The sequence below is a fragment of the Cupriavidus sp. DL-D2 genome (assembly GCF_039710735.1).
Lineage (GTDB): Bacteria > Pseudomonadota > Gammaproteobacteria > Burkholderiales > Burkholderiaceae > Cupriavidus.
In genome coordinates, this window is sequence record NZ_JBDKXK010000005.1 from 107,313 (window position 1) to 119,480 (window position 12,168).

Genomic DNA, 12,168 nt, shown 5'->3' on the forward strand with positions numbered 1-12,168 from the left:
TGAAGTGACGTCCTGGGAGGCGCGATGCAGTTCGACGTGATCACGCTGTTTCCCGAGATGTTCCGTGCGCTGACCGACTGGGGCATTACCAGCCGGGCGGCCAAGCAGCAGCGTTACACGCTGCGCAGCTGGAATCCCCGCGACTTCACCGTCGACAACTACCGGACGATCGACGATCGGCCGTATGGTGGCGGACCCGGCATGGTGATGCTGGCCAAGCCGCTGGACGATACGCTCGATGCCGCGGCTGCGGCGCAGCGTGACGCCGGGGTGGAAAAGCCGCATGTGGTGCTGATGTCGCCCCAAGGCGCGACGCTGACGCATGACAAGGTCATGTCGCTGGCGCAGCGCCCGGGACTGGTGCTGCTGTGCGGACGATACGAGGCCATCGACCAGCGTCTGATCGATCGTCGCGTGGACGAGGAAATCAGCCTCGGCGATTTTGTGCTGTCGGGGGGCGAACTGCCTGCGATGGCCCTGATCGACGCGGTGGTGCGGCATCTGCCCGGCGTGCTGGGCGATGCGCAATCGGCGGTGCAGGACAGCTTTGTCAACGGCCTGCTCGATTGTCCGCACTACACGAGGCCGGAAGAATATGAAGGTGTGCGGGTGCCCGACATTTTGCTCGGGGGCCATCATGCCGAGATCGAAAAATGGCGGCGGCAGCAGGCGCTGGCCAATACCGCTCGCAAGCGTCCCGACCTGATCGTGGCCGCGCGTGGGCAAGGATTGTTGTCCAAGGCCGACGAGAAGTATCTGTCGGAACTGGCGGCGAAAGCAGGGCGGGAGTTCGCTCCCGCCAAGTGAAACTACCATCCTCTGCCGGGGCCCAGCAAAGTTCTGGGGCATTGAACGCTGGCATGATGGTCAAGGAGAAAACGATGAACATCATCGAGCAGATCGAGAAGGAAGAAATCGCGCGTCTGACCGCGAACAAGTCCATCCCCGTGTTCGCACCTGGCGATACCGTTATCGTCAACGTGAATGTGGTGGAAGGTACGCGCAAGCGCGTGCAGGCTTACGAAGGTGTGGTGATCGCCCGCCGTAACCGTGGCCTGAACAGCTCCTTCATCGTGCGCAAGATCTCGTCGGGTGAAGGCGTGGAACGTACGTTCCAGCTGTACTCGCCGCTGATCGCCGGCATCGAAGTCAAGCGTCGTGGCGACGTCCGTCGCGCGAAGCTGTACTACCTGCGCGAGCGCTCGGGCAAGTCGGCACGTATCAAGGAAAAGCTGGTAGCGAAGACCCCCAAGGTCGCCGCCGCTGCAGAGTAAGCTTTTCTGACAGCACCGGGAAACCGGTGCTACGCCAGACCGGCTTTGCGAAGGACACCCCTCGGGGTGTCCTTTTTGCATTGTGGGGCGCCCGGCGCGGTACGTCGCTTCCTGTCATACTTGCCGGTGTTATGCGCCCCATATTCGATCCCGAAACACTTCCGGTCGTCGCGACCGACCATCAGCGCGCGCCGCTTTCCGCGCCGCGCATGCAGCCCGATTTCATCCGGCACCGGCTGCTCTCGCCGCCCGCCTGGGAGCCTGAACTGACCGACGAGTCGCGCATCTACGACAAAACGCGTGGGTTGCGCGAGGCTGCAGTGCTGGTGCCGTTGGTGGAGCACAAGCACGGGCTGACCGTATTGCTGACGCAACGCAATGCCAATCTCTCTTCCCATGCGGGGCAGATCAGTTTTCCGGGTGGCCGTCAGGAAACCTATGACGCCGACCGGATCGCCACGGCACTGCGCGAGACCGAAGAGGAAGTTGGTATCGGACGGGATTTCGTCGAGGTGCTGGGCTCGCTGCCCGACTACATCACGGGCACGGGCTTTCACGTGAGCCCGGTCGTGGGCCTGGTGCGGCCAGGCTTCACGCTGCAACCCGATGCGGGCGAAGTGGCCGATGTCTTCGAAGTGCCGCTGGCGTTCCTGATGGACCCATCGCGGCATGAGCGCCGCATCTATCGGTATGAGGGCGGCGAACGCCAGTTCTATGCGATGCCGTATCCGCTCGAAGCGGGTGGCCATCGCTTCATCTGGGGCGCCACGGCGGGCATGCTGCGCAACCTCTATCACCTGCTGGCAGCTTAAGCGCCCGAAGACGCTCAGGCCGCGGCGGCGTCCGCGCAATGCGGGCAACTCTTGCCCACCACGTACTTCGGATGTTGCTGTTCTTCCGACGTGACCACGGCGCGGCACGCGAAGCACTGCACCGGACCGGAGGGTTCGAGATTCGGGTTCAGGGCGGTGCGATAGTCAAAGACAAAGCAGTCGCCTTTGTAGTGGCTGCCGCCCACTTCCTCGAAATACTTCAGGATGCCGCCTTCGAGCTGGTACACGCGCTCGATGCCCGCTTCCTGCATGTGGATCGCGGCCTTTTCGCAGCGGATGCCGCCGGTGCAGAACGAGACCACGGTCTTGCCTTCCAGCGCAGCCTTGTTCTCGGCGACGGCCGGCGGGAAATCGCTGAATTTCGAGATGTTGTACTCAACGGCGTTGTCGAAGGTGCCAACCGCCACTTCGAAATCATTGCGCGTATCGAGCATCACCACGGGGCGGCCCTCGTCGTCGTGACCCTGATCGAGCCAGCGCTTGAGGTCCACCGGGCGCACCGCCGGCGCCCGACCCGATTCGGGGCGGATCAGCGGCATCTTCATCGTGATGATTTCCTTCTTGGCGCGTACCAGCATGCGCTTGAAGGGCTGGTTCTCGGACAGGCTTTCCTTTGGCGCGATGTCGGCGAAACGGGCGTCGGCGTGCAGCCACGTCATGAACTCGTCAATCTGCGCGCGGGTGCCGGCCAGGAACATGTTGATGCCTTCCGGCGCCAGCAGGATCGTGCCCTTGAGGTCCGCGGCGTCGCAACGCTCGCGCATGGTCGGACGCAGGGTCTCGATATCGTCGAGCGAGACGAACTTGTAAGCCGAAATATTAACGATCTGCATGGTGCAACGCCGCTGGCCGGGCACGAAAGCGCTCGGTAACTGCCTGATTGGAAAGGCGAAATTATAGCCGTTCGGCGGCCTCCCCGATACCCGTTGCGCAATGGTCGCGGCCAGCGCCCCAGACCCTGCAGGTGACATCACTTTACGAAAAGTCTCCGCAGATCGGGCGAGGGGAGCCGGTACAATGGCGCCCTATGTCTGCACCCCGCTTCGTACACCTCCGCCTGCACTCCGAATACTCCGTCGTGGACGGCATTGTCCGTCTTGACGACGCCGTCAAGGCAGCCGCCGGCGACGGCATGGGCGCGCTCGCGCTCACCGACCTTGCCAACGCATTCGGCCTGATCCGCTTCTACAAGGAGGCCCGCGGCAGCGGCGTCAAACCGGTAGTGGGCGCTGACATCTGGCTGACCAATGCCGAGGATCGCGACAAGCCTGCGCGCATGTTGCTGCTCGTGCAGGATCGCATCGGCTACCTGAATCTCTGCGCGTTGCTGTCGCGCGCGTGGCTGAGCAACCAGTACAAAGGCCGCGCCGAGTTCGAGCCGGGCTGGTTCGAAGAGCCGGGCGAAGAGGGCCTGCCGCTGGCGACGGGCCTGATCGCGCTGTCCGGTGCGATGGGTGGCGATGTCGGCCAGGCGCTGGGCAACGGCAACGTCGAGGCCGCGCGCCGCGCCGCGCAGCACTGGTCGCGTGTCTTCCCGCAACGTTTCTATATCGAACTGCAACGCGCCGGGCATCCCGGTACCGATGCGTATGTGCCGCAGGCCGTGCAATTGGCCGCCTCGATGCAGTTGCCCGTGGTGGCGACGCATCCGGTGCAGTTCATGACACCCGACGATTTCACCGCGCACGAGGCGCGCGTCTGTATCGCCGAAGGCGAACTGCTGGCCAACCCGCGCCGCATCCGCAAGTTCACGACCGACCAGTATTTCAAGACGCAGGACGAGATGGCCGCGCTGTTCGCGGACATCCCGTCGGCGCTGCAGAACTCGGTCGAGATCGCCAAGCGCTGCAACCTCACGCTGGAACTGGGCAAGCCGAGCCTGCCGCTGTTCCCGACGCCCGATGGCATGTCGCTGGATGACTACCTCATCCACATGGCCAAGGAAGGTCTGGAAAAGCGCATGGAGGTGCTGTTCCCCGACGAGGCGGAGCGCGAGCGGCAGCGGCCCGAGTACTACGCGCGGCTTGAGTTCGAAACCGGCACCATCATCAAGATGGGTTTCCCGGGCTACTTCCTGATCGTGGCGGACTTCATCAACTGGGCCAAGAACAATGGCGTGCCGGTGGGACCGGGCCGGGGTTCGGGCGCCGGTTCTCTGGTGGCCTATGCGCTGGGCATTACCGACCTGGACCCGCTCAAGTACGCGCTGCTGTTCGAGCGGTTCCTGAATCCGGAGCGGGTCTCGATGCCCGACTTCGACATCGACTTCTGCCAGCACGGCCGTGATCGCGTGATCACGTACGTGAAGGAAAAATACGGCAAGGAAGCCGTGTCGCAGATCGCCACGTTCGGCACGATGGCAGCAAAGGCGGCCGTGCGCGACGTGGGCCGTGTGCTGGACCTGGGTTACGGTTTCGTCGATAGCGTGGCCAAGCTGATTCCGTTCAAGCCGGGCAAGCTGGTGACGCTGGAGGAAGCCAAGAAGGAAGAGCCCGCGCTGGCCGAACGCGAAGCCAACGAGGAAGAAGTGCGCCAACTGCTGGAACTGGCGCAGCGTGTGGAAGGCATGACGCGTAACGTCGGCATGCACGCCGGTGGTGTGCTGATCGCGCCGGGCCGCCTGACCGATTTCTGCCCGCTGTACACGCAGGGCACGGACGGCATGAGCGGCGTGGTGAGCCAGTACGACAAGGACGACGTGGAAGCGGCCGGCCTGGTCAAGTTCGACTTCTTGGGCCTGACCACGCTGACGATTCTCGACTGGGCCGAGCGTTATATCCGCCGACTCGATCCGTCAAAGGCCGACTGGAACTGCAGCCAGATTCCACTTGATGACGGCCCGGCCTTCGATATCCTCAAGAGCGCCAACACGGTGGCGGTGTTCCAGCTGGAAAGCCGCGGCATGCAGGGCATGCTCAAGGACGCCAAGCCTGACCGCTTCGAGGACATCATCGCGCTGGTGGCGCTGTATCGACCAGGCCCGATGGACCTGATCCCGAGCTTCTGCGCACGCAAGCATGGCCGCGAGAAGGTGGAGTATCCCGATCCGCGCGTCGAGCCCGTGCTCAAGGAGACCTACGGCATCATGGTCTACCAGGAGCAGGTGATGCAGATGGCGCAGATCATCGGCGGCTACTCGCTGGGTGGCGCCGACCTGTTGCGCCGCGCGATGGGCAAGAAGAAGGCCGAGGAAATGGCCAAGCACCGCGAACTGTTCCGCGCCGGTGCCGACAAGAACGGGCTGAGCGCGCAACAGGCCGACGACATCTTCGACCTGATGGAGAAGTTCGCGGGCTACGGCTTCAACAAGTCGCACGCGGCGGCTTACGCGCTGCTGGCGTACTTCACGGCGTGGCTCAAGGCGCATCACCCGGCCGAATTCATGGCAGCCAATATGTCGCTGGCCATGGACGACACGGACAAGGTCAAGATCCTGTTCGAGGATTGCCGCCTGAACAAGCTGACCGTGCTGCCGCCGGACGTCAACGCCAGCGAATACCGCTTTGCGCCGACCGATGCGAAGACGATCCGCTATGGCCTGGGCGGCATCAAGGGTTCGGGGCAGGGCGCGATCGAAGACATCCTGCGCGCACGCGAAGAGCGGCCGTTCACGGACCTGTTCGATTTCTGCGAGCGCGTGGATCGCCGCCAGGTCAATCGCCGCACGATCGAGGCACTGATCCGCGCCGGTGCGTTTGACAGCCTCAACAACAATCGCGCGCAGCTGCTGGCCTCGGTGTCGATCGCGATGGAAGCGGCCGAGCAGAAGGCGGAATCGGCTAACCAGGTGTCGCTGTTCGACCTGATGGAAGACGCCGGCGAGGCGCATCGTCCGGAACTGGTCTCGGAGCCGGCCTGGACTGCCAAGCGCACGCTGCAGGAAGAGAAGCAGGCGCTGGGGTATTACTTCTCCGGCCATCTGTTCGATGCGTCGCGCGACGAGGTGCGCAAGTTCCTCAAGGGCACGCTGGCCGCGCTGGAGAAGGAAGTGCAGGGCAACGGCGGCGGCTATGGCCGCGACGTGCGCGGCCGTGCGGTGGCGGGCGTGATCATGGGCGTGCGTACGCAGATGACGCAGCGCGGCAAGCTGATTATCGTGATGATCGACGATGGCACGGCGCAGATCGAGATGACCGTGTTCAACGAGCTGTACGACGCCAACCGGCACATGTTCAAGGAAGACGAACTGATCATCGCGCAGGGCAATGCGCGGCATGACACGTTCACGGGCGGCGTGCGCTTCACGGCAGAGACGGTGATGGATCTTGTGGCGGCGCGGGCCAAGTATGCCGAGGCGGTGTGCCTGGGCTTCAATGGCAATGCTTCGACCGAACGCCTGCGCGAACTGCTGACGCCGTACCTCGCCAGCGTGGCGCAGTCGCCGGGCTTGCCGGTTCGCGTCAGCTACGTCAACAAGACCGCCCAGTGCGAAGCCATGCTTGGCGCGCAATGGCAGATCACGCCATCCGAGGAGGCGCTGACGAATCTTCGCAGCGCGCTCGGCGACAGCGTGAAGATGATCTATGGCTGAGGCCATGCCGATGGTTGCCTCGAAGGACATCGCCCCCGTGGCCGGGCGCCGCCAGCGTGTGCTGTTCCACGTCACGCACTTCCTGCATGGCGGCATCGAGACCTCGTTGGTATCACTGCTGGCCTCGCTCGATCCGGAACACTTCGAACTGGGTTTGACGATCACGTATCCGTCGCCGGAACTGGAATCGCATTTCCGCGCCCGGCTGCCCGCGCATGTGAAGGTACATGTGCTGGCGCCGGAGCGCTGGCTGTCGCATTGACGTCAGTTGAAGAAGCAGCGGAAGCTTGGGCCGCTTGGCAAGATCTATGAAGAGGCGTTGCTGCCGCCGGTCCGCAAGCCGCTGATGCGGCGCCGCTTTCTGAGCATTCTCAAGCAGGGTGTGCCGGGCGGATACGACGCCGTAGTCGACTACGACATGTCGCTGTCGCGCATCACGGGGCCGCTGGCCGTGCCGATGATCGGCTATCAGCATTTCAGCGTCGCGCACCTGGCCGATGGTCACGAGCGGAAGCTGCGCAAGCTGCGGCACCAGTGCAAGGTGGATTACGACGCGGTGGTGCTGCTGACCGACAGCATGCTCGCCGATGCGCGCGTGCTGTTGCCCGATGCCGCCGACAAGCTCGTGCGCCTCTACAACGCCATCGATATCGCGAACATCCGTACCCGGGCGCAGCAGCCGCTGGAACCCGGTGTGGCGCCACAAGGCCCGTTCATCGTATCGGTGGGACGTCTGGAAGAAAGCCAGAAGGATTTTGCGTCTTTACTGCATGCCTATGCCCGGCTGGCCGGGCAGGGGATTGCGGAAGATCTCGTCATTGTGGGCGATGGGGCATCGCGTCAGCATCTCGAAGCGCTGGCGCAATCGCTGGGCATTGCCAGCCGCGTGACGTTTGCCGGCTTCCAGTCGAATCCGCATGCGTGGATCGGCCATGCGCGCCTGCTGGCGTTTAGCTCGAAGATGGAAGGGTTGCCGAACGTGCTGCTCGAAGGGCTGGCGGCGGGGCAGGTGGTGGTCAGTACGGATTGTCTGACCGGTCCGCGCGAGATTCTCGACGATGGCCGCGCCGGCCTGCTCGTCCCGGTAGGCGATGTAGCAGGTCTGGCCGAGGCCATCGACCGTGGCCTGCATGACGAGGCGCTGCGCGCGGCATTGCTGGCGCACGCCGCGCATCACATCGAACAGATGGGCTTTGGTCCGACCGCGCAGGCGTTCAGTGCGCTGGTCGATCGCCTGACGCGGCAGGCTGCTTCGCCTGCTGGTGCAGCAGCCAGAGCTTGATGTACTTGTAGTAGCTCGCCTGACCGTTCATTAGCGCGACGGCGAGTCCTTGCGGTCCATCCATGAAGCCGCGACGCAGCAGGTAGGTGCGCAGGAAGGCCCAGGCACCATGGCCCCATGCACTGGCGACCGAGGCGGACTTGCCGCGCTGGAATGCCTGGCGGGCGCCGAGGGTCGAATAGTGGTCGATCTTGCCGAGCACCTGCGAGAAGTTGTCGTAGGTGTAGTGCAGCAGCGGGGTTTGCAGATGGCCGATGGGGCCATCGGTCACCACGTTTTCGTGGACGATGTCGTCGGTGAAGCGCGCCTTGCCGACGCGGAACACGCGGGTCAGGCGATCCGGATACCAGCCGCTGTGGCGCATGAACCGGCCGCAGAAGCGCGAGAGGCGCGGCATGTCGTAGGCGTCGGCCTCGTTGGCGTTGATCGCGGAAAGGATCTCGTCGCGCAGGGCGGGCGTGACGCGCTCGTCGGCGTCGATGGACAGTACCCATTCGGTCTGCACCTTCGACAAGGCCAGGTTTTTTTGCGGTCCGAAGCCGGGCCAGGTAGCCGTTTCATGGACTTCTGCCCCCATGGCGCGCGCGGTTTCCACCGTGCCGTCGGTGCTGCCGGAGTCCACTATAATCGCGCGGTCGCACCAGGAGACGCTTTCGAGGCACTCCCGGATATTGTGTGCCTCGTTTTTGGTAATCAGTACGACTGAGATTTTCATAGAGATGCTTGCGACGGTAGCCCGCAGTCCGGATTTGCCCGCCATTCTAGCGGCAGACGGCGCGTGCCCCGCTCGGCAAGTGGAGCAAACGTGAACGACAACACAAAACAAACGCCTCAGGAAACCGATACCCTCAAACGCGTATGGTCCTACCTGAAGCCCGAGATGCGCAATTTCGTGCTCGCGATCGTGGCCATGGCCCTGGTCGCGGCGAGCGAGGGCATTATCCCCAAGGTGGTGAACGACCTGCTCGACAAGGGCTTTGGCGGCGCCTACTCAGGCAAGCTCTGGCACGTTCCCGCGTTGCTGGTGGGCGTGGCACTGGTGCGCGGCGTGGCGCAGTTCGCGTCGGGGTACCTGCTGTCGATGATTTCGAACAAGGTGCTGCTGAAGATGCGCATGCAGATGTTCGAGCGCATGCTGCGCGCGCCGGCGCTGTTCTATCACCGCAACACTGCCGCATCGCTGATCAACGCCGTGATCTTCGAAGTCAATCAGGTGATGCAGATCCTGACAGGCGTGCTGATCACGCTGGTGCGTGACTCGCTGACCGTGCTGGCCTTGCTGATCTACCTGTTCTATACGAACTGGCGCCTGACGCTAGTGGTGGCGGTGCTGCTGCCGACCATCGGCTTCGTGATGGCGAAGGTGAATCGCCGCTTGCGCCGCCTGAATCGCGAGCACCAGACGCTGACCAATACGGCGGCCTATGTCGTCGAGGAAGCGGCGGGTGGCTACAAGGTGGTCAAGCTGCACGGCGGCGAAGCCTACGAAACCGCGCGCTTTGCGACGATGGCCGAGCGGCTGCGCGGCTACTCGATGCGCATGGCCGTGGCGGGCGGGCTGAACCAGCCTGTGACGGCGTTCCTGGCGTCGCTGGCGCTGTCGGTGATCCTGACCATCGCCATGGTGCAGGCCCAGGCCGACCAGACGACGATTGGCGGTTTCACTGGCTTCGTGATGGCGATGCTGCTGCTGATCTCGCCGCTCAAGCACCTGACCGATTTGAACCAGCCGCTGCAACGTGGCCTGACGGCCGCCGAGATGATCTTCCGCCTGATCGACGAACCCGTGGAGCCGTTGGTGGGTGGCGCCGCGCTGGAACGCGCGCAGGGCGATCTGGTGTTCGACAACGTTGGTTTCCGCTATGGCGACGCTGGCCGTGCGGCACTGAACCATGTGAGCTTCCGTGCCGCACCGGGTGAGGTGGTGGCACTGGTGGGTCCTTCGGGCAGTGGCAAGACCACCCTGGTCAATCTGGTGCCGCGTTTCTTCGATCCGACCGAAGGCCGCATCATGCTCGACGGCAAGCCGATCGATTCGTTCTCGCTCAACGACCTGCGTCGCCAGATTGCATTCGTGAGCCAGGACGTGGTGCTGTTCAACGATACCGTGGCGGCCAACGTGGCGTATGGCGTACATCCGCGTGAAGCCATCGACATGGCGCGCGTGGAGCGCGCGCTGGCAGCGGCCTACCTGACCGACACGGTGAAGGGCCTGCCCGAAGGGCTGGAAACCAATATCGGTGACAACGGCATGAAGCTGTCGGGCGGCCAGCGCCAGCGTCTGGCGATTGCCCGTGCCATCTACAAGGATGCGCCGATACTGATTCTCGACGAAGCCACTTCGGCGCTCGATTCGGAATCGGAACGCCAGGTCCAGGCCGCGCTCGAATCGTTGATGGTGGGCCGCACCACGCTGGTGATTGCACACCGCCTGTCGACCATCGAGAACGCCGATCGCATCGTGGTGCTCGAACAGGGCCGCGTGGCAGAGTCCGGCAGCCATGCCGACCTGCTGGCCGCCAATGGCCTGTACGCCGGCCTGCATCGCATCCAGTTCGCCACTGCCGCGCACTGAGCAAGCACTAGCATCAAGGATTCACGGCCGTGGCACCGCGCCACGGCCGGGCATGTACCAACAGGGGACATATACCCCGAGGAGACAGACATGACCACGCAGTCCGCCACCACCCCTCTCATCAGCCGCTTCCCCGTTCCAGCGATTGCCGACCTGCCCGAAGATTTGCGGCAGCGCGTGCTGGAAGTCCAGGAGAAAGCCGGCTTCGTGCCTAATGTGTTTCTTGCCTTGGCGCATCGTCCTGCCGAGTGCCGCGCATTCTTCGCCTATCACGACGCGCTGATGCTCAAGGAAACGGGCAACCTGACCAAAGGCGACCGCGAGATGATCGTGGTGGCAACGTCAGGTGTGAACCAGTGCCTGTATTGCGTGGTGGCGCACGGCGCGATCCTGCGCATCTACGAGAAGAAACCGCTGGTGGCCGATCAGGTAGCGGTCAACTATCGCAAGGCAGACATCGCGCCACGCCAGCGCGCCATGCTCGATTTCGCGATGAAGGTGTGCGAGGCGTCGCACACGGTAGGCGACGCCGATTTCGAGGCGCTGCGCGCGCATGGATTCGACGAGGAAGACGCCTGGGATATTGCCGCGATCACGGCGTTCTTTGGATTGTCGAATCGCATGGCGAATACGATCAGTATGCGGCCGAATGACGAGTTTTATTTGATGGGGCGGGTGGCAAAAGCAAAGTAATCGATCCCGACGGTTTGCTCCCCTCTCCCGCCTGCGGGAGAGGGGCTGGGGGTGAGGGTCAGCGCATCAAGCCCTAACCGCGCAACCGTGTATCGACGGCCTGCCCTCACCCCTGGCCCCTCTCCCACTACATGGGAGAGGGGAACCGGTCCGTGGCGGATCACTGTTCAGCGCACCTGCGCACACGCCCCGCTCTTCGGATCGAACAGCACCGGCCACGCCTGCTCATAAATTCCCGGTGTGCAGTACTTCTCGCACTTGGCGTGCGCCAGCGTGATGCGGCGCGGATCTTGCCAGACCATGAGCTTGCAGCCGCCGCCATCTACCGCATGCAGTTCGATGTGTGGTGTCTGCTGTACCTGTTTGAACTGGGCGAGGTCGAACTGGCATGAGCCTTTGCGCGAGACCCATAGTTTCCAGGTCAACGTCTGTACGGCGTTGCGCGAGACACGCACCACGGCGTCTTCGCGAAAGCCGTCTTCCTCGGTGCGCTTGCACGCGCCCGCCATGTTGATCTCGCGAGCGGCGATGGGCGTGGCGCGGGCCTGCGGTGCGGGCGGGTAGGTCTTGTCGGCATTGACCGTCGGACCGGCCAGTGGCGGGGATCGATCCACGCGCTCCTGTAGCGGCGCGCATCCGACGCATAAAAAAAGAGCCAGCAGGGCTGGCTTTGCGATCGTGGTTGACTTCATGTGCGACCCCTCGTGCGTCCGTCACCTTTCACCTTCAATGTAGGGGATGGGGGCACAAAGGCCAGCCGGAAGTGTTCGGTACTAGCCCTATTGGGCGAACCGCCGGGCCACCGTCTATAGTCAATGGATATTCCGCGCGCCCAACTCGGGCGCGCGGTTTTTTTTTCGTCAAACGCTCGTTTCAACCATCTCGCGCTCGCGCGGCGCGGCGTGCTGCACGGCCGGATAGCCGGCGGCGAACACCAGCCGGCCCGCCGACCACGTGTGCGTGACCAGTGGCGGGGCCGC

The 12,168-nt window shown here is 63.7% G+C and carries 11 protein-coding genes; 8 read left to right on the plus strand and 3 right to left on the minus strand.

Going from position 1 to position 12,168, the window contains the following annotated elements:
* Window positions 1-24 precede the first annotated feature (24 nt).
* The 3 genes from trmD (at window position 25) to ABDB81_RS05675 (ending at window position 2,086) form a co-directional block, all read left to right on the plus strand.
* Window positions 25-807 (plus strand): tRNA (guanosine(37)-N1)-methyltransferase TrmD, encoded by a 783-nt coding sequence (gene trmD, locus ABDB81_RS05665; RefSeq protein ID WP_137926414.1) that lies wholly within the window; start codon window positions 25-27, stop codon window positions 805-807.
* Window positions 808-881: 74 nt separating this feature from the next.
* A complete protein-coding gene (gene rplS, locus ABDB81_RS05670; protein ID WP_137926413.1) occupies window positions 882-1,274 on the plus strand; it encodes a 50S ribosomal protein L19 in 393 nt (130 codons plus the stop codon).
* Between the two features lie 131 nt (window positions 1,275-1,405).
* Complete coding sequence (locus ABDB81_RS05675; RefSeq protein ID WP_137926412.1) at window positions 1,406-2,086, plus strand: CoA pyrophosphatase; 681 nt, start codon at window positions 1,406-1,408, stop codon at window positions 2,084-2,086.
* A gap of 14 nt (window positions 2,087-2,100) precedes the next feature.
* On the opposite strand, the gene ABDB81_RS05680 is transcribed toward ABDB81_RS05675, so the two are convergent.
* Window positions 2,101-2,940: a sulfurtransferase gene (locus ABDB81_RS05680; protein ID WP_346810265.1), complete on the minus strand. Its 840-nt coding sequence runs from the start codon at window positions 2,938-2,940 to the stop codon at window positions 2,101-2,103.
* Between the two features lie 194 nt (window positions 2,941-3,134).
* On the opposite strand from ABDB81_RS05680, the gene dnaE reads away from it, so the two are divergent.
* The 3 genes from dnaE to ABDB81_RS05695 are packed head-to-tail and all read left to right on the plus strand — an operon-like array spanning window position 3,135 to window position 7,920.
* On the plus strand, window positions 3,135-6,638 hold the full coding sequence (gene dnaE, locus ABDB81_RS05685; protein ID WP_346810268.1) for a DNA polymerase III subunit alpha: 3,504 nt from the start codon (window positions 3,135-3,137) through the stop codon (window positions 6,636-6,638).
* Entirely contained in the window at window positions 6,631-6,900 is a 270-nt protein-coding gene (locus tag ABDB81_RS05690) for a hypothetical protein (RefSeq protein WP_346810271.1), read from the plus strand. Before dnaE ends, ABDB81_RS05690 begins: the two co-directional genes overlap by 8 nt.
* 6 nt (window positions 6,901-6,906) lie before the next feature.
* Window positions 6,907-7,920 carry a glycosyltransferase gene (locus ABDB81_RS05695; protein ID WP_346810274.1) on the plus strand — a complete coding sequence of 338 codons (1,014 nt, stop codon included), beginning with the start codon at window positions 6,907-6,909 and terminating at the stop codon, window positions 7,918-7,920.
* On the opposite strand, the gene ABDB81_RS05700 is transcribed toward ABDB81_RS05695, so the two are convergent.
* The gene (locus ABDB81_RS05700; protein WP_137922895.1) at window positions 7,853-8,635 is read right to left on the minus strand and encodes a glycosyltransferase family 2 protein; all 783 of its coding nucleotides are present in this window, start codon (window positions 8,633-8,635) and stop codon (window positions 7,853-7,855) included. The genes ABDB81_RS05695 and ABDB81_RS05700 overlap by 68 nt on opposite strands.
* Window positions 8,636-8,725: 90 nt before the next feature.
* Between ABDB81_RS05700 and msbA the strand changes: the two genes are divergently transcribed.
* Together msbA and ABDB81_RS05710 are read left to right on the plus strand one after the other, a co-directional pair.
* A complete protein-coding gene (msbA, locus tag ABDB81_RS05705; RefSeq protein WP_137922896.1) occupies window positions 8,726-10,495 on the plus strand; it encodes a lipid A export permease/ATP-binding protein MsbA in 1,770 nt (589 codons plus the stop codon).
* Window positions 10,496-10,585: 90 nt separating this feature from the next.
* On the plus strand, window positions 10,586-11,188 hold the full coding sequence (locus tag ABDB81_RS05710) for a peroxidase-related enzyme (protein WP_346810280.1): 603 nt from the start codon (window positions 10,586-10,588) through the stop codon (window positions 11,186-11,188).
* A gap of 167 nt (window positions 11,189-11,355) precedes the next feature.
* Here the strand turns inward: ABDB81_RS05710 and ABDB81_RS05715 are convergent, their stop codons facing one another.
* A complete protein-coding gene (locus tag ABDB81_RS05715; protein ID WP_137922898.1) occupies window positions 11,356-11,880 on the minus strand; it encodes a hypothetical protein in 525 nt (174 codons plus the stop codon).
* Window positions 11,881-12,168 lie beyond the last annotated feature (288 nt).

Bases quoted from the DNA above. Each gene is read 5' to 3' on its own strand.
- trmD (WP_137926414.1), top strand. From the start codon at position 25: ATGCAGTTCGACGTGATCACGCTGTTTCCCGAGATGTTCCGTGCGCTG.
- rplS (WP_137926413.1), top strand. From the start codon at position 882: ATGAACATCATCGAGCAGATCGAGAAGGAAGAAATCGCGCGTCTGACC.
- ABDB81_RS05675 (WP_137926412.1), top strand. From the start codon at position 1,406: ATGCGCCCCATATTCGATCCCGAAACACTTCCGGTCGTCGCGACCGAC.
- ABDB81_RS05680 (WP_346810265.1), bottom strand. From the start codon at position 2,940: ATGCAGATCGTTAATATTTCGGCTTACAAGTTCGTCTCGCTCGACGAT.
- dnaE (WP_346810268.1), top strand. From the start codon at position 3,135: ATGTCTGCACCCCGCTTCGTACACCTCCGCCTGCACTCCGAATACTCC.
- ABDB81_RS05690 (WP_346810271.1), top strand. From the start codon at position 6,631: ATGGCTGAGGCCATGCCGATGGTTGCCTCGAAGGACATCGCCCCCGTG.
- ABDB81_RS05700 (WP_137922895.1), bottom strand. From the start codon at position 8,635: ATGAAAATCTCAGTCGTACTGATTACCAAAAACGAGGCACACAATATC.
- ABDB81_RS05710 (WP_346810280.1), top strand. From the start codon at position 10,586: ATGACCACGCAGTCCGCCACCACCCCTCTCATCAGCCGCTTCCCCGTT.
- ABDB81_RS05715 (WP_137922898.1), bottom strand. From the start codon at position 11,880: ATGAAGTCAACCACGATCGCAAAGCCAGCCCTGCTGGCTCTTTTTTTA.